The organism is Cellulosimicrobium sp. NPDC057862 (assembly GCF_042797035.1).
GTDB lineage: Bacteria > Actinomycetota > Actinomycetes > Actinomycetales > Cellulomonadaceae > Cellulosimicrobium.
In genome coordinates, this window is sequence record NZ_JBHVMH010000001.1 from 281044 (window position 1) to 303909 (window position 22866).

Annotated in this window: 20 protein-coding genes; 10 read left to right on the top strand and 10 right to left on the bottom strand. The window is 73.4% G+C overall.

What is annotated here, in order from left to right; genetic code table 11:
• Nucleotides 1-8 precede the first annotated feature (8 nt).
• The 3 genes from ACFVN3_RS01115 to ACFVN3_RS01125 are packed head-to-tail and all read right to left on the bottom strand — an operon-like array spanning nucleotide 9 to nucleotide 2908.
• The gene (locus ACFVN3_RS01115; RefSeq protein ID WP_378229693.1) at nucleotides 9-836 is read right to left on the bottom strand and encodes a carbohydrate ABC transporter permease; all 828 of its coding nucleotides are present in this window, start codon (nucleotides 834-836) and stop codon (nucleotides 9-11) included.
• Between the two features lie 3 nt (nucleotides 837-839).
• The gene (locus tag ACFVN3_RS01120) at nucleotides 840-1802 is read right to left on the bottom strand and encodes a carbohydrate ABC transporter permease (protein WP_378229695.1); all 963 of its coding nucleotides are present in this window, start codon (nucleotides 1800-1802) and stop codon (nucleotides 840-842) included.
• Nucleotides 1799-2908, bottom strand: coding sequence for a LacI family DNA-binding transcriptional regulator (locus ACFVN3_RS01125; RefSeq protein ID WP_378229696.1), 1110 nt, complete (start codon nucleotides 2906-2908; stop codon nucleotides 1799-1801). Before ACFVN3_RS01125 ends, ACFVN3_RS01120 begins: the two co-directional genes overlap by 4 nt.
• A gap of 343 nt (nucleotides 2909-3251) precedes the next feature.
• Between ACFVN3_RS01125 and ACFVN3_RS01130 the strand changes: the two genes are divergently transcribed.
• Entirely contained in the window at nucleotides 3252-4232 is a 981-nt protein-coding gene (locus ACFVN3_RS01130; protein WP_378229698.1) for a glycoside hydrolase family 19 protein, read from the top strand.
• Nucleotides 4233-4468: 236 nt separating this feature from the next.
• On the opposite strand, the gene ACFVN3_RS01135 is transcribed toward ACFVN3_RS01130, so the two are convergent.
• Nucleotides 4469-5191, bottom strand: a complete 723-nt coding sequence (locus ACFVN3_RS01135; RefSeq protein ID WP_378229700.1) for a DUF305 domain-containing protein — start codon at nucleotides 5189-5191, stop codon at nucleotides 4469-4471.
• Between the two features lie 111 nt (nucleotides 5192-5302).
• On the opposite strand from ACFVN3_RS01135, the gene ACFVN3_RS01140 reads away from it, so the two are divergent.
• A complete protein-coding gene (locus ACFVN3_RS01140; RefSeq protein ID WP_378229702.1) occupies nucleotides 5303-7126 on the top strand; it encodes a carbohydrate-binding protein in 1824 nt (607 codons plus the stop codon).
• A 142-nt stretch (nucleotides 7127-7268) separates the two neighbouring features.
• On the opposite strand, the gene ACFVN3_RS01145 is transcribed toward ACFVN3_RS01140, so the two are convergent.
• Nucleotides 7269-7859 (bottom strand): NADPH-dependent FMN reductase, encoded by a 591-nt coding sequence (locus tag ACFVN3_RS01145; RefSeq protein ID WP_378229704.1) that lies wholly within the window; start codon nucleotides 7857-7859, stop codon nucleotides 7269-7271.
• A gap of 96 nt (nucleotides 7860-7955) precedes the next feature.
• Here ACFVN3_RS01145 and ACFVN3_RS01150 point away from each other — a divergent pair, with 96 nt between their 5' ends.
• Both ACFVN3_RS01150 and ACFVN3_RS01155 read left to right on the top strand, forming a co-directional pair.
• Nucleotides 7956-8477, top strand: coding sequence for a MarR family winged helix-turn-helix transcriptional regulator (locus tag ACFVN3_RS01150; protein ID WP_378229706.1), 522 nt, complete (start codon nucleotides 7956-7958; stop codon nucleotides 8475-8477).
• The gene (locus ACFVN3_RS01155; RefSeq protein WP_378229708.1) at nucleotides 8474-8905 is read left to right on the top strand and encodes a YchJ family protein; all 432 of its coding nucleotides are present in this window, start codon (nucleotides 8474-8476) and stop codon (nucleotides 8903-8905) included. Before ACFVN3_RS01150 ends, ACFVN3_RS01155 begins: the two co-directional genes overlap by 4 nt.
• 27 nt (nucleotides 8906-8932) lie before the next feature.
• Here ACFVN3_RS01155 and ACFVN3_RS01160 read toward each other — a convergent pair whose 3' ends face one another.
• On the bottom strand, nucleotides 8933-9391 hold the full coding sequence (locus ACFVN3_RS01160; protein WP_378229709.1) for a VanZ family protein: 459 nt from the start codon (nucleotides 9389-9391) through the stop codon (nucleotides 8933-8935).
• 160 nt (nucleotides 9392-9551) lie between these two features.
• On the opposite strand from ACFVN3_RS01160, the gene ACFVN3_RS01165 reads away from it, so the two are divergent.
• Nucleotides 9552-10688 (top strand): threonine aldolase family protein, encoded by a 1137-nt coding sequence (locus ACFVN3_RS01165; protein WP_378229711.1) that lies wholly within the window; start codon nucleotides 9552-9554, stop codon nucleotides 10686-10688.
• Between the two features lie 19 nt (nucleotides 10689-10707).
• Complete coding sequence (locus ACFVN3_RS01170; protein ID WP_378229713.1) at nucleotides 10708-11202, top strand: nucleoside deaminase; 495 nt, start codon at nucleotides 10708-10710, stop codon at nucleotides 11200-11202.
• Nucleotides 11203-11264: 62 nt separating this feature from the next.
• Here the strand turns inward: ACFVN3_RS01170 and ACFVN3_RS01175 are convergent, their stop codons facing one another.
• Complete coding sequence (locus ACFVN3_RS01175) at nucleotides 11265-12179, bottom strand: hypothetical protein (RefSeq protein ID WP_378229715.1); 915 nt, start codon at nucleotides 12177-12179, stop codon at nucleotides 11265-11267.
• An 84-nt stretch (nucleotides 12180-12263) separates the two neighbouring features.
• Here ACFVN3_RS01175 and ACFVN3_RS01180 point away from each other — a divergent pair, with 84 nt between their 5' ends.
• On the top strand, nucleotides 12264-12692 hold the full coding sequence (locus ACFVN3_RS01180; RefSeq protein WP_378229717.1) for an SRPBCC domain-containing protein: 429 nt from the start codon (nucleotides 12264-12266) through the stop codon (nucleotides 12690-12692).
• A 98-nt stretch (nucleotides 12693-12790) separates the two neighbouring features.
• Here ACFVN3_RS01180 and ACFVN3_RS01185 read toward each other — a convergent pair whose 3' ends face one another.
• Nucleotides 12791-16372 carry a DUF5979 domain-containing protein gene (locus ACFVN3_RS01185; RefSeq protein ID WP_378229719.1) on the bottom strand — a complete coding sequence of 1194 codons (3582 nt, stop codon included), beginning with the start codon at nucleotides 16370-16372 and terminating at the stop codon, nucleotides 12791-12793.
• 201 nt (nucleotides 16373-16573) lie between these two features.
• Between ACFVN3_RS01185 and ACFVN3_RS01190 the strand changes: the two genes are divergently transcribed.
• The 3 genes from ACFVN3_RS01190 (at nucleotide 16574) to ACFVN3_RS01200 (ending at nucleotide 21011) form a co-directional block, all read left to right on the top strand.
• Nucleotides 16574-17788 carry a glycoside hydrolase family 3 N-terminal domain-containing protein gene (locus ACFVN3_RS01190; protein ID WP_378229721.1) on the top strand — a complete coding sequence of 405 codons (1215 nt, stop codon included), beginning with the start codon at nucleotides 16574-16576 and terminating at the stop codon, nucleotides 17786-17788.
• Nucleotides 17789-17958: 170 nt separating this feature from the next.
• Nucleotides 17959-19716 (top strand): discoidin domain-containing protein, encoded by a 1758-nt coding sequence (locus ACFVN3_RS01195; RefSeq protein WP_378229723.1) that lies wholly within the window; start codon nucleotides 17959-17961, stop codon nucleotides 19714-19716.
• Between the two features lie 242 nt (nucleotides 19717-19958).
• Nucleotides 19959-21011 carry a LacI family DNA-binding transcriptional regulator gene (locus tag ACFVN3_RS01200; RefSeq protein ID WP_378229725.1) on the top strand — a complete coding sequence of 351 codons (1053 nt, stop codon included), beginning with the start codon at nucleotides 19959-19961 and terminating at the stop codon, nucleotides 21009-21011.
• A gap of 84 nt (nucleotides 21012-21095) precedes the next feature.
• On the opposite strand, the gene ACFVN3_RS01205 is transcribed toward ACFVN3_RS01200, so the two are convergent.
• Complete coding sequence (locus ACFVN3_RS01205) at nucleotides 21096-21374, bottom strand: hypothetical protein (RefSeq protein ID WP_378218137.1); 279 nt, start codon at nucleotides 21372-21374, stop codon at nucleotides 21096-21098.
• Between the two features lie 24 nt (nucleotides 21375-21398).
• Nucleotides 21399-22700 (bottom strand): anion permease, encoded by a 1302-nt coding sequence (locus ACFVN3_RS01210; protein ID WP_378229727.1) that lies wholly within the window; start codon nucleotides 22698-22700, stop codon nucleotides 21399-21401.
• Nucleotides 22701-22866 lie beyond the last annotated feature (166 nt).

Genomic DNA, 22866 nt, shown 5'->3' on the forward strand with positions numbered 1-22866 from the left:
CCAGCGGGTCAGCCCTTGACGGCGCCGGACAGCAGCCCGCCGGTGAGCTTCTTCTGCATGATCGAGAAGAAGACGATGCTGGGGATGGCCGCGAGCACGGAGCCTGCGGCGAGCGGGCCGAGCGCCACCTTGCCCTCGCCGCCGATGAACATCTTCAGCGTGATGGGCAGCGTGTAGTTCTCGGGCGACTGGAGCAGGACGAGCGCGAAGAAGAACTCGTTCCACGAGGAGACGAAGCTGAACATCGCCGTCGCGACGATGCCCGGCATGAGGAGCGGGAAGACGATGGTGCGCAGCACGGTCAACCGGCTCGCTCCGTCCATCGAGCCCGCCTCCTCGAGGTCCACGGGGATCGCGGAGACGTAGCCCTGCATCATCCACAGCGCGAACGGCAGGGTGTACGTGGTGTGGACGAGGGTGAGCCCGACGAGCGAGTCCGTGAGCCCGATGGTCCGCAGGATGAGGAACAGCGGCAGGATGATGAGGATCACCGGGAACACCTGGCTCACGAGGATCCAGCCGACGCCCGCCGCGCGGATCTTGCCGCGCAGGCGCGCGAGCACGTAGGACGCCGGGAGCGCGATGACGACGACGAGCGCCGTCGAGACCACCGCGACGATCGCGCTGTTCCACGCCGAGCGCACGAGGCCCTGCCGCGAGAGCGCCTCGGAGTAGTTCTCCCAGTGGAAGTCCTGCGGGATCAGGCTCACCGTCAGCGAGTTGAGCTCGCCCGACGACTTGAGCGACGCCGAGATGAGCCACAGCAGCGGGAAGCCGAGGAAGAGGATGTAGAACGCGAGGGCCACGTACTGGGCCGGCCGGACGAGTGCGCGCACGGGTCAGCTCTCCTTCTCGGAGCGGAACTGCGACCGCAGGTAGATCGCGAGCAGGAGGACGACGACGACCACGAGCACGACCCCCATCGCGGCGGCGTAGCCGATGTTCCGGTTCTTGAACGCCTCGAGGTACGTGAAGAGCATCGGCAGCATGGTCCGGCCGCCCGGCCCGCCCTCGGTGAGCACGTAGACCAGCGAGAACGAGTTGAAGTTCCAGATGAAGTTCAGCGACGTGATCGACGTGATGATCGGCCGCAGGCTCGGGAGCGTCACCGCGGTGAAGCGACGCCAGGCGCCCGCGCCGTCCATCGCGGCGGCCTCGTGCAGCTCGTCCGGGATCTGCTGGAGCCCGGCGAGCAGCGTCACCGTGGTCTGCGGCATGCCCACCCACACCCCGACGACGATCACCGCGGGCAGCGCGGTCGAGAAGTCGGCGAGCCAGTTGATGTCGTCCGGCAGGCCCAGGGCGCCGAGGAAGGCGTTGAGCGGCCCGGCGTTGGGCGAGTAGATCATCTGCCACATGATCGCCACGACGACGGGCGGCATGGCCCACGGGATGAGCGCGAGGACGCGCGTCAGCCCCTGGAGCCGCAGCCCCGAGTTGAGCAGGAGCGCGAGGCCCATCGCCGCGACGAGCTGGAGCAGCGTCACCGAGACGGCCCAGATCATGCCGATGCGGAACGAGTCCCAGAAGAACGAGTTGTCCGCGAGGCGCACGAAGTTGTCGACGCCCACGAACTGGTAGTCCGGGTGGCGCACGAGCCGCGCGTCCGTGAACGCGAGCGCGACGCCCATGACGAGCGGCGCGACGCTCAGCACGAGGATCGGCAGGAGCGACGGCATGACGAGCGCGATCGCCTCGCGCCGCTTGGCGCGGGCCATCCCGCCGGTGCGGCGCGGGGTGCCCCGGTCCGGTCGACGGGCGGCAGCGGCGTGCGGGTCGCCCGCGAGGGTCGGCGCGCTCATCGGGTCCCCCCTCCCGCGGCGTCGACGCTCGCCCCGTGCACGACGGCGTCGCTCGCCTCGTGCTGCCCGGACGTCTCGGGCGTCGCGGCCGGCGCAGCGGTCGACTCGCGCACGACGAGGCGCGGACCGACCGCGGTGTGGCGCCCGGCCTGCGCGTCGCCGTCCACGAGGTCGACGACGAGCTGCGCGGCGATGCGCCCGCGCTCGGTCGAGCCGAGCGACACGCTCGTGAGGCTGGGCTGGAACACGCGGCCGATCTCGGTGTCGTCCATGCCGGTCACCGCGACGTCCTCGGGGACCGACAGGCCGCGCTCGCGCACGGCCCGGATCGCCCCGATGGCGAGCAGGTCGTTGGCCGCGACGATCGCGTCCGGGCGGGCGTCGCCGTCGGGCGCGTCGAGGAGCGCGCGCGTGGCCGCGAGACCCGCCGCGACGGTGAAGTCCGCCGCGACGACGGCGTCGGCGCGCTCCCCCGCGAACCCGTCCGCGCGCGTCGCGGCGTCGAAGCCGCGCTGGCGCGCCTCACCGGGCGTGGTGTCGAGCGGTCCGTTGAGGAACGCGAGCCGGCGGCGGCCGAGGCCGAGCAGGTGGTGCACGGCCTCGCCGATGCCGCCCGCCGAGTCGGTGGAGACGGAGTCGATGCCGCGGTCGGCCAGGGTGCGGCCGATGACGACGACCGGGACGGGCGCCTGCCGGATCTCCTCGACGAGCTCGTCGTCGGTGCGCAGCGGGCTGAGGATCATCGCGTCGACGAACCCGCTCGACAGGCTGCGCACGAGCTCGACGGTCGAGGTCGTCGTGTCCCCCGTCGTCATGACGACGACGCGGTAGCCGTGCGGCGCGAGGACCTCGTGGATCGCCGTCATCATCTCGACGTAGACGGGGTTGCCGATGTCGGCGACGGCGAACGCGACCTGGAACGTCTTCTTCAGGCGCAGGGAGCGCCCGATCGCGTCCGGGCTGTAGCCGAGCTCCGTGGCCGCGGCGCGCACGCGCTCGACCATCGCCGGGCTCGCGCCCGTCCCGTGCAGGGCGCGGGAGGTCGAGGCCAGGGAGACCCCGGCCCGCTGTGCCACCTGGATCAGCGTGGCGCGTGATGACGTCACTGTCGTCCACCTCGTCGTCGAAGGACCGTCGTGTGTGGAAACGTTTCCAGACTGACGGCCTCGACAGCCCTGGAAACGTTTCCGGGTTGCGCACACTCTCGCACCCGCCCGCGCGGACGTCAACCCCGCCGTACGCCCCACGCCGAGGTAGAACCCTGGTCACGCGAGGTAGAACCGTGGTCGTGACCAGGGTTCTACCTCGCGCGACCACGGTTCTACCTCGCGCGACCGAGGCTCTGCCTCGCATCGTCCACGGGTACGGGGTTCTGCGTACGGGGGTTGTCCACCACGGTGCGGCGCCGCCAGGCTCGAACCGACCCGACCACCGACGAAAGGTGCACCGATGCACACCCGAGCTCCGGCGTCGTCCTCCACCGCGGCGTCCGCCGCGGTCGCCCTGCGGCCCGCGTCCCGCCCCCTCGCCCTGCTCCTCGCCGTTCTCCTCGTGCTCGTGGGAGCGCTCTCCTGGGCAGTCGCCGGGCCCGCGCAGCAGGCGCACGCCGCGACGTGCGCCCCCGCGTGGAGCTCCGGCACCGTCTACCTGGGCGGCGCCGTCGTCTCGCACGGCGGCCAGAACTGGAAGGCCGGCTGGTGGACGCAGGGCGAGACGCCCGGCACCACCGGCGAGTGGGGCGTCTGGCGCTCCCAGGGCGCGTGCGGCGGCGGGACCGACCCGGGCAACCCGGGCAACCCCGGCAACCCGAGCGGCTTCGTCGTCTCCGAGGCGCAGTTCAACCAGATGTTCCCGAACCGGAACGCGTTCTACACCTACCAGGGCCTCGTCGACGCGCTGTCGGCCTACCCGGGCTTCGCGACGACGGGCGGCACCGAGGTCGCCAAGCGCGAGGCCGCGGCGTTCCTCGCCAACGTCAACCACGAGACCGGCGGGCTCGTCTACATCAAGGAGATCAACACCGCGAACTACCCGCACTACTGCGACTACTCCCAGCCGTACGGCTGCCCCGCGGGCCAGAGCGCGTACTACGGCAAGGGCCCGGTCCAGCTGAGCTGGAACTACAACTACAAGGCCGCGGGTGACGCGCTCGGCATCGACCTGCTGAACAACCCGTACCTCGTGGAGCAGAACTCGGCCGTCGCGTGGAAGACCGGCCTGTGGTTCTGGAACACGCAGTCCGGAGCGGGCTCGATGTCCGGCCACCAGGCGATCGTCTCCGGCGCGGGCTTCGGTGAGTCGATCCGCTCGATCAACGGCTCGATCGAGTGCAACGGCGGGAACCCGGCGCAGGTCCAGTCGCGCGTCACCGCGTTCCAGCGCTTCGCGCAGATCCTCGGCACGACGACGGGCGCGAACCTCTACTGCTGACCTCGCCCGTCCCGAGCCCGTACCGTGGCCCGTCCCGATGTCGGGGCGGGCCACGGTCGCGTGCGTCGGAGGGCACGCTCAGGCACGCACCACGGTTCTCCCTCGCACGACCGGAGCTCTACCTCGCGTGACCACGGCTCTACCTCGCGTGACCACGGCTCTACCTCGCGTGACCACGGCTCTATCTCGCGTGACCACGGTTCTGCCCCGCGGGGCCTCGGCTCTGGCTCGGCGCGTCAGAGGGCGGCGAGGAGGTCGCGCATGCGGTCGATCTCGCCGCCCTGGCCGGACGCGGTCTCGGCCGCGATCTCGTTCGCGAAGAGGTCCTGCCCGTCGACGAGCACGACGTCGACCATCGCGAGGGCACCCTCGTGGTGCTGGATCATCCCCTCGAGGAACAGCCGGTCGAACTCTGCGCCGCTCGCCGCCTCGAGCGCGGCGAGCTGCTCGTGGGTGAGCATCCCGGAGACGCCGGCCCCGTGCTCGTGGCCCGCGCCGTCGGGGGCGCGCGGGCCCGTGCCGCCGACGTCCTCCGCCCCCTCAGGGACGGCCAGGTCGCGCGCCTGCAGCCACGACGCGAGCGCGTGGACCTCCGGGCCCTGCGCGGCGGTGACGCGCTCCGCGAACGACCGCACGGCGTCGGACCCCGCGCGGTCCGGCGCGAGCGCGGCGATCTCCAGCGCCTGGAGATGGTGCTCGATCATCCCGGTCACGAACGCGGCGTCGGCCTGGTTCCAGGACCCCTCCTCGGGCGCGGCCGCGTAGTCCTCGGGCGCCACCGTCGCCGCCTCCTCGCCCGGCCGGCCGGGCTGCACGACGACGCTCGACGGCGTCGAGGTCGGGTCCGGGTCGGCGGTGCACGCCGAGGCGCCGAGCGCGACCCCGAGCACGACGGCGCCGCAGGTCAGGGCGCGTGCGCCGACGGTCGGGGCTGCGTTACGGCTGGGAAAACTCTGCACCCGTCCTGTTCCCTCCGTGTAAAAGGTCACCGGAAACTGCCCGGTTTGAGTGGTCCAGATCACATTTGCCCGTCAGAATTCGCAGAACCCTACCAAGGAGGTGTTTCCCAGGTGCATCGAACGACGCACGGGCAGACGCTCCGGCAACGACGCCGGGTCCTGCTCGCCTCGTCCATGGCGGCCACCCTCGCCGTCTCCTCGCTCGCGGTCGCCTCGTCGGCGGCCGCCGAACCGTCCGACGGATCTCCCGAGGCGGTGGCCGCGCTCACCGAGCAGGCCGCCGGCTCGCTCGCGGACCTTCCCGCCCAGCGCCTCGCTCCCCTCGCCCAGGCCACCGACGTCCTGGCGCCCGGAGAGGTCGCCGGCAGCCCCAACCTGACCCACGTCGCGAACATCCCGAAGAACGGCGCGTTCGCGCCCGAGGGCCAGTACAGCAGCGACCTCGCGTTCCAGGGCCGCTACGCGTTCGCCGGAAACTACGGCGGGTTCACGGTCTACGACGTCGCGAACCCGACGGCGCCGCAGCAGGTCGCCCAGGTGGTCTGCCCGGGGTCGCAGAACGACATCTCGGTCTACGGGGACCTGCTGGTCCTCAGCACGGACTCGTCGCGCAGCAACGACTCGTGCGACAACGTCGCCCAGAGCGCCACGGTCAAGGACTCGTGGGAGGGCATCAAGGTCTTCGACGTCTCCGACCCGACGTCGCCGCAGTACGTGTCGTCGGTCGAGACGCAGTGCGGCTCCCACACGCACTCGCTCGCGCCGTCGAAGGACGGCGAGGAGCTGTTCGTCTACGTCTCGTCGTACAGCCCCAACGCGGCGTTCCCCGACTGCCAGCCGCCGCACGACCTCATCTCGGTCGTGCAGATCCCGCTCGACGACCCGGCCGCGGCCGAGCTCGTCTCGACCCCGGTGCTCTTCCCCGACGAGGGCGAGAACCCCGGCGGCAACCCCGGCGGCAACGGCTCGAGCACCACGTCGGGCTGCCACGACATCACGACCTACCCGTCGAAGGACCTCGCGGCGGGCGCGTGCATGGGCGACGGCATCCTCATGGACATCTCCGACCGCGCGCACCCGGTGGTCACGGAGGTCGTCCGCGACACGACGAACTTCGCCTTCTGGCACTCGGCGACGTTCAACAACGCCGGCACCAAGGTCGTCTTCACGGACGAGCTCGGCGGCGGCGGCGCGCCCACGTGCAACCCGACGGTCGGACCGGAGAAGGGCGCCGACGCCATCTACGACATCGTGGGCGGCGAGCTCGTGTTCAAGAGCTACTACAAGATCGAGCGCGAGCAGGCCGCGACGGAGAACTGCGTCGCGCACAACGGCTCGCTCATCCCGGTCCCCGGTCGCGACATCATGGTCCAGGCCTGGTACCAGGGCGGCATCTCCGTCTGGGACTTCACGGACTCGGCGAACCCCGTCGAGATCGCGTGGTTCGATCGCGGCCCGCTGTCCTCGGAGCGCCTGATCCTCGGCGGCTCGTGGTCGGCCTACTGGTACAACGGCGCGATCATCTCGAACGACATCCAGCAGGGCCTCGACGTCCTGCTGCTCGACGACCCGGTGACGAACGCCGCGAAGTCGGTCGTGACGGACGAGTTCAACCCGCAGGCCCAGCCGACGTACGCCGAGCCGCCGGCGTGGTCGAAGAGCACCGCCTACACGGGCGGCACCACGGTCACCTACGCGGGAGCCGTGTGGCGCGCGCAGTGGTGGACCAAGGGCCAGGTGCCCGGCGCCGACGCGTGGGGCCCGTGGGAGGAGATCGCCGGGGTCGACTCGGACGGGGTCGGCGCGTGGAAGCCGAGCCGCGTCTACGTCAAGGGCGACACCGTGACCTACGACGGGACCACGTACACGGCGAAGTGGTGGACACGGAACCAGGCGCCCGGCGACCGCTGGGGCCCGTGGGCCGCGCAGGACTGACGCGGTCGCGCCCGGGCCCTCCCGGGTGAGCCACAGCTCGACGGCGCCCGCTCACCTCCCGGTGGGCGGGCGCCGTCGAGCATGCGGTCTTGGCCCGAGACACGTCCGGGACGGGCGGCGACCGCGTGCTCGGCGGTCGGGGTCACGCTGCGGCGACGGCGGCCTTCTGCTCGCGCACGGGACGCAGGGCCCTGCTCCAGGCGACGACCTCGTCGAGGGTCGCGTCGAGGTCGCGCAGGTGCCGCTCGCGCGGCGCGAGCGTGCGGAACTCCTCGAAGTCGTCGTAGAGCGACAGCCCCACCTGGGTCCGCACGTCCGCGAGCTGGAGCTCGCCCGCGACGAGGCGGAGCTGCTCGACGGCGCGCGTGCCGCCCTGCGCGCCGTAGCCGACGAAGCCCACGGCCTTGTCGGCCCACTCGTGGTACAGCCAGTCGAGGGCGTTCTTCAGCACCGCCGGCGGCGCGTGGTTGTACTCGGGCGTCACGACGACGTAGCCGTCGAAGCCGTCGACGACGCGCGACCACTCCCACACCAGCGGGTTCTCGTACTGCTGCAGGCGGGGCGGGAGCGCCTCGTCGAGGTGCGGCAGCGGGTGGTCGGCGAGGTCGACGAGCTCGAACGTCGCGTCGGTGCGCCGCGTCGCGCGATCGAGCACCCAGCGCGCGACTCCCTCGCTGTTCCGCCCGGTGCGCGTGCTCCCGACGAGGATCGCGAGGCGCGGGGTCGAGGTCATGGTTCCTCCAGAAGAGTGACGTGTCACCAAAGTTGGTGATGCGTCACCATAACTCCACCTCGGTGACGTGTCACCCACAGCGCTAGGATCGTCCGCATGGCGGGACACCCGATACTCGACGACGCCGAGCGCGACGCGTGGGACGCCTTCGTGACGATGCGCAAGGCGCTCGACCGCGTGCTCGCCGCCGGGATGCGCGACGACGGCGACCTGTCGGAGGCCGAGTTCCAGGCGCTCTCGGCGCTCCACGCCGCGACGGACCGTGCCCTGCGCACGGGCGAGCTCGCCGCTGAGCTCTGCTGGGAGCGCAGCCGCGTCTCGCACCTCACGCGCCGCATGGCCGACCGCGGCCTCGTCGAGCGGACCGAGTGCGCCGACGACGCGCGCGGCACGTGGATCGTCCTCACCAACCCCGGCCGCCGCGCGCTCCTGCGCACCGTGCGCGGGCACACCGAGCTCCTGCGCGAGGTCGTGTTCGAGCCCCTCGGCCCCGAGGGGCTCGCCCGTCTCGAGGCGGTGTCGCGCACCATCGCGGACGCGGTGGAGAGCTCGGGCCGGGCGCCCGGGGCGGAGTGCGCCGCAGCCGCTGAGACGGACCGGCGGCGGGCCGCGTCGTGACCCCGGCCGACGACGCGCGGTGCCCCTGCCTGTCGGGCGACGCGTACGGGGCATGCTGCGGCCGCCACCACGCGGGGCTGCGTCCCGGCCCGAACGGCACCGCCCCGGGACCGCACGCACCGACCGCCGAGGCGCTCATGCGCTCGCGCTACAGCGCGTTCGCCATCGGTGACGCCGCCTACCTGCGCGCGACGTGGCACGCGTCCACCCGACCCGCCGAGCTCGACCTCGACGACGACCTCGAGTGGCGCCGCCTCGACGTCCTGCGCACCGAGGCCGGTGGCCCGTTCGACACCACCGGCGTCGTCGAGTTCGTCGCGCACCACCGGTCGCGCACGGACCGCACCGACCGCGGTCGGCTCCACGAGGTCAGCCGCTTCGTCCGCGAGGGCGACCGCTGGTTCTACGTCGACGGGACGGTGGACTGACCGGCGGCTCGTGCCAGCCGCACGGCGTCACCGGGCGCGCACCGCCGCCCGTCGTCGGCTCGCGGCGACCACGACGGCCGCGGCCAGCAGCGCTCCGAGGAGCGCCCCGGCGGTGTTCATCACGACGTCCTGGACGGTCGGGACGCGGCCCGGCAGGAGGTTCTGGGACAGCTCGATCGCGACCGACAGCGCGCAGCCCGCAAGGGTGACGACGCCGACGGTGCGCCACACGCCCAGAGGCGCACCGTGCCGTCGGGCGGTCGCGCCACGCAGGAGCGGGACCCCGAGCACGCCGAAGGGACCGAACATGACGACGTTCGCGAGCGCCTCGAGCACGGGGAGGGTGATCGGGATCCCGAGGCCCTGGAGGAACCCGAGGGTCGACGTCGCCCAGCCGGGCGCGTCGGTGGACTGCGGGGACGGCCACAGCGTCACGACGAGGACGGCGGCGAGGTAGGCGGCGAACGTCCAGGTCAGCAGTCGCATCGCGTCAGCGTACGGGCGCCGACGGGGGACGGGACGGTCCCTGCGGGGCGCCCACGCTCCCTCCACCGATCCCCCTCCTCGCGGGCGCCAGGCGCCGAGCGGGCAGGGGGTCGCGGCCAGCGCCGGGCGCTGGTACCCGGCGGAGTCCTACCCTGGGCACGTGACGTCGTTCGCCTCGGACAACTACTCCCCCGCCCATCCCGACGTCCTCGCCGCGCTCGCCGCGGCGAGCGCCGGGCACGAGATCTCCTACGGCGAGGACCCGTGGACGGCCCGCCTCCAGGACGCCGTGCGGTCACGCTTCGGCCCGGACGCCACGGCCTACCCGGTGCTCACGGGGACGGGCGCGAACGTCGTCGCGCTCATGGCGATGCTGCCGCGCTGGGGTGCGGTCGTCGCGACCGAGCACGCCCACCTCAACACGGACGAGAACGGTGCGCCCGAGCGCGTCGGCGGGGTCAAGGTGCTCGCCGTGCCGGCGCCGGACGGGAAGCTCACGCCCGACGCCGTGGAGCGGTTCGCGGGCGACCTCGGCGACCCGCACCGCGCGCAGCCGCTCGTCGTGTCGCTCACGCAGTCCACCGAGCTCGGCACGCTCTACACCCCGGCCGAGATCCGCGCGGTGGCCGATGCCGCGCACGCCCGCGGCATGCGCGTGCACCTCGACGGGTCGCGCCTCGCGAACGCCGCCGCGGCGCTCGACGTCCCGCTGCGCGCGCTGACCACGGATGCGGGCGTGGACGTGCTGTCGTTCGGCGGCACCAAGAACGGGCTCGCGCTCGGGGAGGCGGTCGTCGTGCTCGACCCGTCGGCCGTCGACGGCGTCGAGTTCGTGCGCAAGGCGACGATGCAGCTCGCGTCGAAGATGCGCTACGTCTCCGCACAGCTCCTCGCGCTGTTCGAGCCGGTGGGCGACGTCGTCGCGGAGGTCGACGAGATCGCGGACGCCGACGAGCTCTGGCTGCGCAACGCGCGGCACGCCAACGCGATGGCCGGGCGGTTGCGCGCCGGGCTCGCGGACGTCGTCGTCCCCGCCGCGCTCGGGCCGGACGACGCCGTCCCCGCCCCGACGTCGGGCCTCGCCTTCACGCAGCCCACGCTCGTCAACGCGGTCTTCGCGACGCTCCCCCGCGCTGCCGTCGAGCGCCTGCGGGAGCGGCACCGCTTCTACGACTGGGGGCCGGGCGAGGAGCCGGACCGCGTCGAGGTCCGCTGGATGTGCGCGTGGGACACGACCCCGGACGACGTGGACGGGTTCGTCGCGGACGTGCGCAGCGTCCTCGCGGTCGCGCGCTGACCGGGCGAGGATGGGCGCCATGACTCCCGACACGCTGCCCACCCCCGACGACCTCCTGCACCTGCGCCGCTGCGTCGAGCTCGCGCGCGAGGCGCTCGACGACGGCGACGAGCCGTTCGGCTCGCTCCTCGTCGACCGCGACGGGGTCGTACGGTTCGAGGACCGCAACCGCGTGAAGGACGGCGACGCGATCCGGCACCCGGAGCTCGAGATCGCCCGCTGGGCCGCGGCGCACCTCACGCCCGCCGAGCGGCGCGACGCGGTCGTGTACACGTCGGGCGAGCACTGCGCGATGTGCAGCGCGGCGCACGCGTGGGTCGGGCTCGGCCCGATCGTCTACGCGTCGAGCACGACGCAGCTCGTCGGCTGGCTCGACGAGTGGCGTGTGGCGCCCGGACCCGTGCGCCCGCTCGCGATCGGCGACGTCGCCCCCGGCGTCGCCGTCCGCGGTCCCGCGTACGAGCTCGCGCCCGAGATCCGGGACCTGCACGCGCGCCTGCACGGCGTGTCCTGAACCTGCCGACGCGACGCCGCACCCTGCCGCACCCTGCCGCGACCTGGCGCTGGCGGGTCGCGTCAGTCGTCCAGCGCAGCCCCCACCGCGCCCGCGACCTCGGGGAGCGCGAGGTAGCCCGCCGGGCTGCCGTCGGCGAGCAGCACGGCCGCCGCGTGGCGCCCGGGTGCCGCGTTCGCGACGACGAGGTCCTCGATCGCCAGCGTCGCCGGGTCGAGCGGGAACGCGTCCGGGCCGAGGCCGTGGAGCGCGAGCGCGTCCCGGCGGTCGCGCGCCGCGACCCAGCGCCGCACCGGGGCGGGCACGCGCAGCGGGGCGCGGGCGGCGAGGGCGTCGCGGATCGCGCGGATGGCGAGCGGGGACCCGAGCGTGAGCAGGAGCGGCACGTCCCACCGCGCGGCGTCGGGGTGCTCGCGCAGCACCGAGTACGCCACGACCGACCCGAGCGAGTGCGCGATCACGACGGCCGGGCCGTCCGCGGGGATCGCCGCCGCGACGGCGTCGTCGATCCTCGTGCGCACGGCGTCGTCGTGCAGGTACGCCCACACGTCGCGCGCGAGCAGCACGACGACGCCGCTGCTCAGGCCGGGGACGTACCGGTCGAGCGCGGACAGCAGCAGGTTCAGCCAGGCCCCGACGTCGGCCCCGCCGCCCGTCCCGGCACCCTCGGGCCGCGCCGGGACGCCCGCCCCCGCGCCCCGCAGCACCTCCTCGGCGACGGCCGCGACGAACGCGAGCTCGGCGTCGGGCAGGGCCGCCAGCGCGTGCACGGTCACCGGCGGCGGCTCGGCGTCGCCCGCGACGAGCCCCGCGAGCGTGTCGGCGTAGAAGACGAACGCAGTGTCGTCGTCGTGCAGCACGCGTCCGGACCCCGCCGCGCTCAGGCCCGCGTCCAGCACGGCGGTCCACGTGCGGTCGAGGACGTCGGCGTCGAGGCCCTGGTTGTCGCGGCCGTGGACGAGCACGAGTCGGGTCACGCGCCCGAACCTACCGGCTGCCGGTGTCGCCCGGAGGGTCTACCGTCGGCCCCAGAAGCGAGCCCCCGAGCCCCCGAGGTACCCATGAGCGACCCCTCCCTGACCGACCACAGCACGACCGCCGAGATCCACGTCGCACGACCCCCGCAGGTCGTGTGGGCCGAGCTCATGCACCCGAGCGCCCGCTGGATGCTCGGCATGAACGTCGAGACCGACTTCATGCCCGGCAGCCCCGTGACCTTCGAGGGCCACTACATGGGTCGCGAGTTCGCGGACTGGGGCACCGTCGTCGCGGTCGAGCGCCCGCGGCTGCTGCACTTCACGCACTTCTCCCCGACGATGGGCCTGCCCGACGTCCCTGAGAACTACCACGACATCGCGATCACGCTCGAGCCGGACGACTCCGGGACGCGCGTGCGCGTCGTCGAGCGCAACATCGAGACGGCGGACCGCGCGGACCGCGCCCACGCCCTGTGGACCAAGGCGCTCGCGACGCTCGCGGGCCACGACTGAGGCCGGGCACCCCCGCGCGAGCGGTACGACGACGGGCCGGTCACCCCCGCGGGGTGACCGGCCCGTCGTGCGTCGCGATGGCGACGTCGTCCCGAGGGTCAGGCGGTGCGGCCGCGTCGGGCGCGGATCGCGAGGAGCGCGGCACCGGTCCCGACGAACAGCAGCGCGAGCGTCGTCATGAGCACCGCGTCGGAGCCCGTGACCGCGAGGCCCTGGTCCTCCGCTGTGTTCGTCAGCGTCACGACCACCGTGCCGTCACCCACCGTCACCTCGGTGACCGCCGTGCCGTCCACGGTGAACGCCGGCACGCCCCACTCGACCCCACCGATCTCGGGCAGCTCCGTCTCGCTGAGCCGCACGACGGTCCCGGCCGGGAGGTCCTGCGGCCCGTCGACCGGGACGCCGTCGGCGCGGACGGTCAGCGTCCCGGTGACGGTCCCCACGGGTGAGTCGTACGCGTAGGCCACGACGAACTCCGTGGTCGCGGGGACGGCGTCGGACGCCTCGCCGGTCACCCGCTTGACCAGCGAGAACCCGCCCACCGCCTGGTCCGCCGTGTTCGTCACGGTGACGAGGGTGTTGTCCTCGTCGCCGACGACCACCGACTGCGGGCTGAACGTCGGGACGCCCCACGCGACGCCGGGGATGTCCGGCAGGTCCGCCTCCGTGAACGTGACGACCGTGCCCACGGGGAGGTTCTGCGGGCCGGCGACGACCGTCCCGCCGGCCGGGACCTGGAGGTAGCCGCCGACGAGGGTGCCGTCGAGCTCGTACGAGTACGCGACGGTGAACTCGGTGCTCGCAGGCACGAGGTCCGCGCGGTCGCCGGTCACCTCCTTGGCGACGGAGAACCCGCCGACCTCGGCGACGTCCTGCGTGGTGTTGGTCAGCGTGACGAGGGTGTTCTCCCCGTCGCCGACCGTCACGGTCTCCGGGGAGAACGTCGGGGCGCCCCAGACGACGCCGTCGATCTCCGGCAGGTTGATCTCGGTGAACGTCACGCCGGTCCCCACGGGGAGGTCCTGCGGGCCGTCGACCACGGTCCCGTCCGCGAGCACGGTCAGCGTCCCCGTGAGCGGGCCGTCGTACGTGAAGCCCGCGGGCAGGGTCGCGGACCACTCGACCTCGAACTGCGTGCCCGGCGGCACGCTCCCGGCGAGGCCGCCCTCGACCGCCTTCGCGACCGAGAACCCGCCGGTCTGCGCGGCCGCCGTGTTCGTCACGACGACGCCGGCGACCTCGGTGCCGTCACCGATCGTGATCGTGCCGGGCGAGACGGTCGGCGTCCCCCAGTCGACGCCGGGGATGCTCGGCATCGACTGCTCCGTGAACGTCACGACCGTGCCCTCAGGCAGGTCCTGCGGACCGTCGACCAGGGTCCCGTCCGCGAGCACGGTCACCGTGCCCGACGTCGGGCCGTCGTACTCGGCGCCGTCGGGGACCTCGGCCTCCCAGGCGACGACGAACTCCGTGTCCGGCGGCACGGCCCCGGACGCGTCGCCCGAGAGGGCCTTCTGCACCGCGAACCCCCCGATCTCCTCGGGGGCTTCCGCCGTGTTCGTCACGGTCACCGCGACACCCGTCGGGCCCTCGACGATCGTGAACGGGGACGCGGGCTCGAGAGTGACCGGCCCCCAGACGACGCCGTCGATCTCCGGCAGCGGCTGCTGCTCGACGAGCGTCACCGTCGTGCCGATCGGCAGTCCGGACGGGCCACCCGTCACGGTCCCGTCAGCGAGGACGGTCAGCGTGCCCGACGTGTCGCCGTCGTAGACGACGCCGGTGGGCACGGTCGCGGTCCAGTCGACGAGGAACGCGGTGCCGGGCGGCACGACGTCGGCTGCGCCGCCCTCGAGCACCTTCTGGACCGTGAAGCCGCCGACCACGGCGTCCGCGACGTTGGTCACCGTGACCGCGACCCCGGTCGCGCCCTCGACGATCGTGATCGGCGACGCCGGGCTGAGCACGGGTTCGCCCCACTCCACGCCGTCGATCTCCGGCGGCGTCTGCTCCGTGAGCGTGACGGTCGTGCCGACGGGCAGGTCGGACGGGCCGTCCACCACCGTCCCGTCCGCGCGCACGGTCAGCGTGCCCGACAGGTCGCCGTCGTACGTGGCCCCCTCCGGGAGCGTGGCCTCCCAGTCGACGAGGAACGCGGTGTCGTCGGGGACGAGCCCCGCGGCGCCGCCCGTCACGGCCTTGGCGACCGAGAACCCGCCCACCGCCGGGACGGCGCCGCCGTTCGCCGTGTTCACCACGGTCACGGTGACGGTCTGGTTCTCCTGGATCGTGAACTGCGCGGGGTCGCCGAGCGGCTCGCCGTTCACCTGGATCACGGGAGCGCCCCACTCGACGCCGGGCACGGAGGGAAGGCCCGTCTCGGTGACCGCCACGACGGTGCCGACCGGCAGCGTCGGACCGTTCACGAGCGCGCCGCTGATCGGCACGACGAGCGTGTCGCCACCGGTCGTCCCGTTCGGCTCCTCGTACGTGTACTCGACCTCGAACGTCGTGTCGGCGGGCACGTCGGCCGCGGCCTCGCCCGTCACGGTCTTCTGGACGACGAAGCTCGCGGCCGAGGTGCAGTCGAACGGCCCCGGGCCGATCCACGGGTAGTTGTGCATCTCGAGACCGCCGGTGACGCTCGGGTCGCCGAACGTGAGGTTCCCCCCGACGAGGACGCGCCCGTTGGTGCTCGTCGTGATCGTCGCGTCCGCCGCCGGAGCGAGAATCGTCCCGAGGAACTGGTCTGCCCGGCCCAGCGCGAGCTCCGGCGTCGTCTCGAAGTTCCACAGGATCCGCGAGGCCCAGTTGCCGAACTGAGGGCCGAAGGCATTGATCTGGTTGACGCCGTTGCCTACCCAGAAGTTCGGGTCGAAGTCCACGGGCGCGTCGCCGGTCACGTTGATCGCGATCGCCGCGCCCTCCGGGATCGAGGCGAACTCGACCTCGGTGACGCCGTCGAGCGCCGCCGCATCGATGGAGAACACCTGCGGGTCGTCCGTGCCGGTGCCCGTGAAGACGACCCGGTTCCCCGACACGGCGCCGGGCGTCGCCGGCCATCCCGCGATGGTGCTCGACGCGTCGGCCATCACCGTTCCGAAGTCGGACCACTCGGCGATCGCACCGGGCCCCATGTCCTCCGTCACGGGCGCTTCCACCCCCGGAGCAGCTCCCGCGGTCGAGAGGCTCCCCGCTCCCGTGACGGTCCCACCGACGTTCACCGCTCCGCCGCTGGGCAGCGTCGAGCCGACGGTGACGCTCGTCCCGGCCGCGATGTCGAGGCCCCCTGCGACGGCGAGCATCACCGCCCCGTCCGGCGGCGTGATCTGCGAGCCCGCCCCGACGGCACCCACGCTGAAGTTCCCCGGAGCATCGACGACAGCGTCACCGGCGACGACGAGAAGTCCCTCGGACTCTGCGGCGCTCGCCGTGGTGCGGTAGTCACCGCCTGCGTAGACGGTGACGTTCGAGTCCGTGAAGGCCGGCAGGTTGCCGATGTTGGGCATGTCGCCGGGGTCGGGGCAGAACCCGAGCGCTGCCGAGGCCGGCCGGGCCTGCGGCCCCGTGACGAGGACCACCGCCCCGACGAGGGCGAGGACGGCGGCGATCGTCGCGGCGACGACGCGACGGGTGCGATCCCCCAGGGCGAAGGTGCTGATGGGTGGGCGACGGGGCATGCCTGGCTCCAAGGGTCGGACGATGCGGAACGGCCCGATCGGGCAGTACCTCTCATGCACGAGACATCCCCCCGCGAGGATCATGACGGGAACACCGAGGTGACGCGCGTCATACCCGCGGCTCCGGTCGGCGCGGGCGCGCGTCCACGACCTCCGGCGCGGCGGAGCGGGGCTACGGTGGCCGCTGGAGGTGCCTGCCCTGTGACCCACCGTGCCCGGACCACCTGGATCGTCGTCGCCGTCGTCACCACGCTCGCCGCCGTCTCGGCGGTCGCGTGGTACCTCACCCGCCCGGGCCCTGCCCCGGCTCCGTCACCGTCGGGCGCGCCGACCGCGTCCCCCGACCCGTCGTCGTCGGCCCCTCCCCCGACGCCGTCCACCCCGCCCGAGGACCCGCTGGCCGGGTGGACGCTCGAGCAGAAGGTCGGGCAGCTCTTCATGGTCGGCGTCGACGTGAGCGGCCCCCAGCAGGTGAGCTACGACGCGGTGTCGCAGCTCCACGTCGGCAACGTGTTCCTCGCCGGGCGGTCGCAGGCGGGCACCGGCCCGACGGCGGACCTCGTCGCGGGCTTCACGACGCTCGTCTCGCCGGAGACCACGAACGGCACGCCGCTGTTCGTCGCGACCGACCAGGAGGGCGGCTACGTCCAGGTGCTGCGCGGGGCCGGGTTCTCGCAGATCCCCACGGCCACCGACCAGGCGACGCTCGACCCGGCGACGCTCCAGGCGGACGCGACGACGTGGGGCGGCGAGCTCGCGGCGGCAGGCGTGAACCTCAACCTCGCGCCGGTGATGGACCTGGTGCCCGAGGGGACGGCGGCGCAGAACCCGCCGATCGGGTACTTCCAGCGGAACTACGGCACCACGCCGGACACGGTGACGGCGCACGCGAACGCCTTCAGCGCCGGCATGGAGGCGTCCGGGGTGGACGTGACGATCAAGCACTTCCCGGGGCTGGGCCGCGTCACCGAGAACACCGACACCGACGCGGGCGTGACGGACGACGTGACGACGCGCGACGACCCGTCCGTCGCCGTCTTCGCCTCGGGGATCGAGGCGGGCGCCGCGTTCGTCATGACGTCCACGGCGGTCTACACGCAGATCGACGGGTCGCTCCCCGCCGCGTTCTCGCCCGTCGTCGTCGACGGGATGCTCCGCGGCGACCTGGGGTTCGACGGCGTCGTCATCACGGACGACGTGTCCGCGGCGCAGCAGGTCCAGGCGTGGTCGCCCGCCGACCGCGCCGTCCTGACGATCGACGCGGGCGGCGACATGGTGCTCGCGTCCGCCGACCCGAGCGTCGTGCAGCCCATGGTCGCGGCCGTCGTCGAGCGCGCGACGACGGACCCCGCGTTCGCCGCGAAGGTCGACGCCGCGGTGCTCCGGGTGCTCGCCGCCAAGGAGCGCCTGGGCTGACCCCGAGAACAACTGGCTGACTGGTCAGTAAGAAATATCGCTCCGCCCTCTTGACCTCCGCGGACCGGCTGGTCCAGGGTGTGAGAGAGCGCTCTATCGGCGCGAGCACAGCGGCTCGCCCGACTTTCCGAGCAGCTCGTGACCCGTCCGACGTCCGAAGGAGCACGTCCATGCGCACCGCGTCCCGTGGCACCCGCAGCACCGTCAGCAGCACCTCCCGACGGCCCCGACCACGACCCCGCGGCCGCGCCCTCGCGGCCGCCACGGCCGCCGTCGGGCTCCTCGCCCTCGGCGCGCTCGTCCCGGCGCCGGCGACCGCCGCCCCCGGCGACCCGCTCTCGCACGGCCGCACCGCGACGTCGTCGAGCACGGAGTTCGGCTGGAGCACCGCGGCCGCCGCCGTCGACGGCGACCGCGGCACGCGCTGGTCCAGCGCGCACGCCGACGGCGCCTGGATCCAGGTCGACCTCGGCGCCGTCCACGACCTCGACCGCGTCGAGCTCGACTGGGAGACGGCGTACGCGTCCGGCTATCGCATCGAGGTCTCGACCGACGGCGCCGCGTGGGCGACCGCGTACTCGACCACGAACGGCCAGGGCGGCGACGAGACGCTGCCCCTCGACGTCGCCGCGCGCTACGTGCGGCTCACCGCCACGCAGCGCGCGACCGTCTGGGGCGTGTCCCTCTGGGAGCTCCAGGTGTTCGGCGACGAGGGGGGCACGGGCGAACCCGAGCCCGGCACCGCCCGCCTGCTCTCCTACGGCAGGCCCGGGTCGGCGTCGAGCTCCCAGACGCTCGATCCGAACTGCTGGGACTGCACCCCGGACAAGGCGCTCGACCTCGACCCGGCGTCGCGCTGGGCCACGTCCCCGGACACCGGCTGGGTCGACGAGGGGTGGATCGCGGTCGACCTCGGCGCCCCCGCGCACGTCACCCAGGTCGTCCTCCAGTGGGACCCGGCGTTCGCGACGGGCTACGACATCGAGGTCTCGGACGACGGGTCGTCGTGGCGGTCCGTGTTCTCCACCACGACGGGGAGCGGGTTCAAGGAGACGATCCCGCTCGACGCCGACGGCCGCCACGTGCGCGTGCACATGAACGACCGCAGCAGCGCGTACGGCTACTCGCTGTGGGAGCTCCAGGTGTACGGCACCGGCGGCGCGCCCACGACGCCGCCCACGGACCCCGCCGACCCCGACTTCGACGACCTCGAGCTCGTCTGGTCCGACGAGTTCGACGCCCCGGCCGGCACCCCCGCCGACGCCGCGAAGTGGCACATCGACCCCGGCATGCCGCAGAACGCGGAGCACCAGGTCTACACGGCGTCAGGCAACGGCTTCCACGACGGCCAGGGGCACTTCGTCCTCGAGGCGCGCCGCGAGAACGCCGAGGGCCGTGAGTACACGTCGCACCGCATGAACACGTCGACGTCGCTCAACACCCAGTACGGCCGCTTCGAGGCCCGGATCAAGATCCCCGCGGGCCAGGGTCTGTGGCCGGCGTTCTGGATGATGGGCTCCGACTTCCTCGAGGGCCGCCCGTGGCCGTACAACGGCGAGATCGACATCATGGAGAACGTCGGGTTCGAGCCCACGATCACGCACTCCACGCTGCACGCGCCCGCGTACTGGGGGGCGGGCGGCTACGGCGGCCCGGCGACCCTGCCCGGCGGCGCGCGCTTCGCCGACGACTTCCACGTGTGGGCCGCGGAGTGGGACAGCGAGGGCATCCAGTTCTCGCTCGACGGGCGTGACACGTTCTACGCGTCGAAGGAGACCGTCGAGTCGACGCGCGGTCCGTGGGTCTACGACCACGAGTTCTACCTGATCCTCAACCTCGCGGTCGGCGGGGACTGGCCGGGCGCTCCCGACGCGAGCACACCGTTCCCGTCCCGCATGCTCGTGGACTACGTGCGGGTGTACCGGTGAGCGCCCGCACCCGGCGACCCCTGCGGGCCGCCGGTCCGTTCCCGTGGTGAGGCTCCGCCTCTCCCGGTGACCGGTCCACGGCGGGCGTCCCTCCAGCGCCCGCACCCCGGTGCCCGACGGCGCGGTGCTGCTCCCGCGCCGTCGGGCACCGCCCGGTGTCCCGGCCGGCCCTGGCGAGGCGGTTCCCCGCCCGCGGGGGACGACCGGCCGCACGGCCCCGGGCGGGCGGTATAACTGACGACATGGCTGTCCGTCGCTCCTCTCCCCGCCCGACGCTCGAGGCCGTCGCGGCCGTCGCCGGCGTCTCCCGAGCCACCGTGTCCCGCGTCATCAACGGGGTGCCGACGGTCGACCCGGCGATCGTCGCGGTCGTCGAGAAGGCGATCGACGAGACGGGCTACGTCCCCAACCTCGCCGCGCGCACCCTCGTCACCCGGCGCACCGGGTCGGTCGCGCTCGTCGTCTCCGAGCCGACGGAGCGGCGGCACACCAGCCCGTTCCTGGAGCGCCTGTTCACCGACCCCTACATCGGTCGGGTGACGGCCGGGGCACAGCAGGTCTTCCGCCCGCGCGACATCCACCTCGCGATCCTGCCCGCCGACCCGCCCGCGCACGACCAGGTCGTGCGCTACGTGCGCCAGGGCCACGTCGACGGCGTCCTGCTCATCACGTCGAGCTCCGGCGACCCGCTCCCCGCGCGGTTCGCCGCGCTGTCCGTGCCGGTGGTGCTCTCGACGCACCTCGACGGCGCGGACGAGTCGGCCGGCGTGAGCTGGGTCGACCTCGACCAGGCGGCGGGCGGCCGGCTCGCGGCGGAGCACCTGGTAGCCCGGGGCCGGACGCGCCTGGCGACCGTCGCCGGGCCCGCCGACGTCCCCTTCGCGCGCGCCCGGCTGGAGGGCTTCCTCGACGCCGTGCGGGCCGCGGGCCTCCCCGAGCCGTTCGTCGCGGAGGGCGACTTCACGCGGGCGGGCGGCGAGGCGGCGGCCCGCGAGCTCCTCGCGGCACGCCCCGACGTCGACGGCGTGTTCGGCGCCAGCGACCTCATGGCCGACGGCGCGTCCACGGTCCTCCAGGAGGCCGGGCGGCGCGTCCCGGAGGACGTCGCGGTCGTCGGCTTCGACGACTCCACGGTCGCGCACCAGGCGCACCCCCCGCTCACGACGGTGCGTCAGCCCGTCGAGGAGATGGCGGCGGAGATGGCGCACCTCCTGCTCGCGGCCATCGACGACCCGGAGACCGCACCCCGCTCGGTCCTGTTCGACCCGACCCTCGTGGTGCGAGACTCCGCCTGACCCGGCCCCGCGCTGAGTGCATGAAAGAGTCGCGGTCGAATCGGTCCGACCGCGACTCTTTCACGCATTCAACGGGGGGCCGCGTCAGTGGCCGCCGCTCGCGATGAAGGCGATGCCCACCGCGATCGCGACGACGACGACGGCGAAGCACACGAGCGCGCCGACCTGTCGGCCGCGGGTGGCGCGCTCGACGCGCACGGTGCGGCCGTCGGACGTGAAGCGGCCGTCGGGGGTGCCGACCTCCACGGGCACGGCGCGACCGGCGGCGAGCCGGACCCCGAGCGCGAAGAGCGCGGGCAGGCCGGCGCCGACGACGAGGCCGGCGACGACGACCTTGAGCAGCGAGTCGATCTCGACGAACACGGTTCTCTCCTCCGGGCTGCCGGGTCAGACGCTCGCGCGCTGGCGCGCGGCGGTCGGGGTCACGGTGGGTGCGCCCGAGGCGGGCACGGGCGACGCGGCGGCCTGCGGCTCGGCGTCGGTGAACGGGTCGGCCGCGTCGAGGCGGCGCTCCAGCGCGGCCTCGCGCGCCTCGACGACCTCGGTCTCGAGCCCGGCGTCCACCGCGCCCTCCTCCCAGGCGTCGTTGACGTTGTTGTGGTCCACGGGCTTGCGGCGCGACGCGACCCAGATGGCGACCGAGGTGGCGACGAGGATCGCGAACACGACGACCGTGCCGGCCGCGCCGCCGATCCCGTGCTGGATGCCGTAGCAGGCGGCGCCGACGAGGCCGGCGGCCGGGAGCGTCAGGCCCCACGCGGCGAGCATGCGGCCCGCGACGCCCCAGCGGACCTTGGCGCCCGGCATCCCGACGCCCGAGCCGAGGATCGAGCCGGTCGCGACGTGCGTCGTCGAGAGCGAGTAGCCGAAAAGGCCGGACATGAGGATGACGGCCGCGGACGACGTCTCGGCGGCCATGCCCTGGCGGGTGTCGATCTCGACGAGGCCCTTGCCGAGCGTGCGGATGATGCGCCACCCGCCCAGGTACGTGCCGAGCGCCATGAAGGACGCGCAGGCGAGGATCACCCAGAACGGCACGCCCGAGTCCGCCGGGACGGCGCCCGCCGCGATGAGCGCGAGCAGGATGATGCCCATCGACTTCTGCGCGTCGTTGGTGCCGTGCGCGAGCGAGACGAGCGAGGCCGAGCCGACCTGGCCCCAGCGGAACGCACGGGTCGACACGTCCTCCGGCACGTCGCGCGTGAGGCGGGCGACCGCCCACGTGCCGACGCTCGCGACGCCCACCGCGACGAGCGGGGCGAGCAGCGCGGGGATGAGCACCTTCGCGGCCACGCCGCTCCAGATGACGCCCTGCGTGCCGACGGCCGCGAGCACCGAGCCCACGACGCCGCCGATGAGGGCGTGCGACGAGCTCGACGGGATGCCGAGCAGCCACGTGAGCAGGTTCCAGGTGATGCCGCCCACGAGCCCCGCGAGGACGACCTCGAGGGTGATGACGTTGGCGTCGACCAGTCCCTTCGCGATGGTCGCCGCGACGGCCAGGGAGAGGAACGCCCCGACCATGTTGAGGACGGCGGAGAGGGCGACGGCGGTCTTGGGCTTGAGGGCCTTGGTGGCGATGGACGTAGCCATCGCGTTGCCCGTGTCGTGGAAGCCGTTGGTGAAGTCGAAGGCCAGTGCGGTCACGACGACGAGCACCAGCAGGAGCGTCTCGGTCACGTCGTCCATGGTGGGGTCATCCCCGGAGCCCGCTCGACCATCCTGTGGATTCTTCCGCCACTGTTCACCGACAGTTCATCCGGTGTTCGAAGCCGCTGTTCGAACGCCGGACGAGGCTCTGTCGAGCAGGCGCCGACCAGGGCCGGACGGCCCGTGAGCGCGGGCGGTCCGACCC

Excerpts from the sequence above, each read along its gene's own strand:
- ACFVN3_RS01120 (WP_378229695.1), bottom strand. The coding sequence starts at position 1,802 with ATGAGCGCGCCGACCCTCGCGGGCGACCCGCACGCCGCTGCCGCCCGT.
- ACFVN3_RS01130 (WP_378229698.1), top strand. The coding sequence starts at position 3,252 with ATGCACACCCGAGCTCCGGCGTCGTCCTCCACCGCGGCGTCCGCCGCG.
- ACFVN3_RS01145 (WP_378229704.1), bottom strand. The coding sequence starts at position 7,859 with ATGACCTCGACCCCGCGCCTCGCGATCCTCGTCGGGAGCACGCGCACC.
- ACFVN3_RS01150 (WP_378229706.1), top strand. The coding sequence starts at position 7,956 with ATGGCGGGACACCCGATACTCGACGACGCCGAGCGCGACGCGTGGGAC.
- ACFVN3_RS01160 (WP_378229709.1), bottom strand. The coding sequence starts at position 9,391 with ATGCGACTGCTGACCTGGACGTTCGCCGCCTACCTCGCCGCCGTCCTC.
- ACFVN3_RS01170 (WP_378229713.1), top strand. The coding sequence starts at position 10,708 with ATGACTCCCGACACGCTGCCCACCCCCGACGACCTCCTGCACCTGCGC.
- ACFVN3_RS01180 (WP_378229717.1), top strand. The coding sequence starts at position 12,264 with ATGAGCGACCCCTCCCTGACCGACCACAGCACGACCGCCGAGATCCAC.
- ACFVN3_RS01185 (WP_378229719.1), bottom strand. The coding sequence starts at position 16,372 with ATGCCCCGTCGCCCACCCATCAGCACCTTCGCCCTGGGGGATCGCACC.
- ACFVN3_RS01195 (WP_378229723.1), top strand. The coding sequence starts at position 17,959 with ATGCGCACCGCGTCCCGTGGCACCCGCAGCACCGTCAGCAGCACCTCC.
- ACFVN3_RS01200 (WP_378229725.1), top strand. The coding sequence starts at position 19,959 with ATGGCTGTCCGTCGCTCCTCTCCCCGCCCGACGCTCGAGGCCGTCGCG.
- ACFVN3_RS01210 (WP_378229727.1), bottom strand. The coding sequence starts at position 22,700 with ATGGACGACGTGACCGAGACGCTCCTGCTGGTGCTCGTCGTCGTGACC.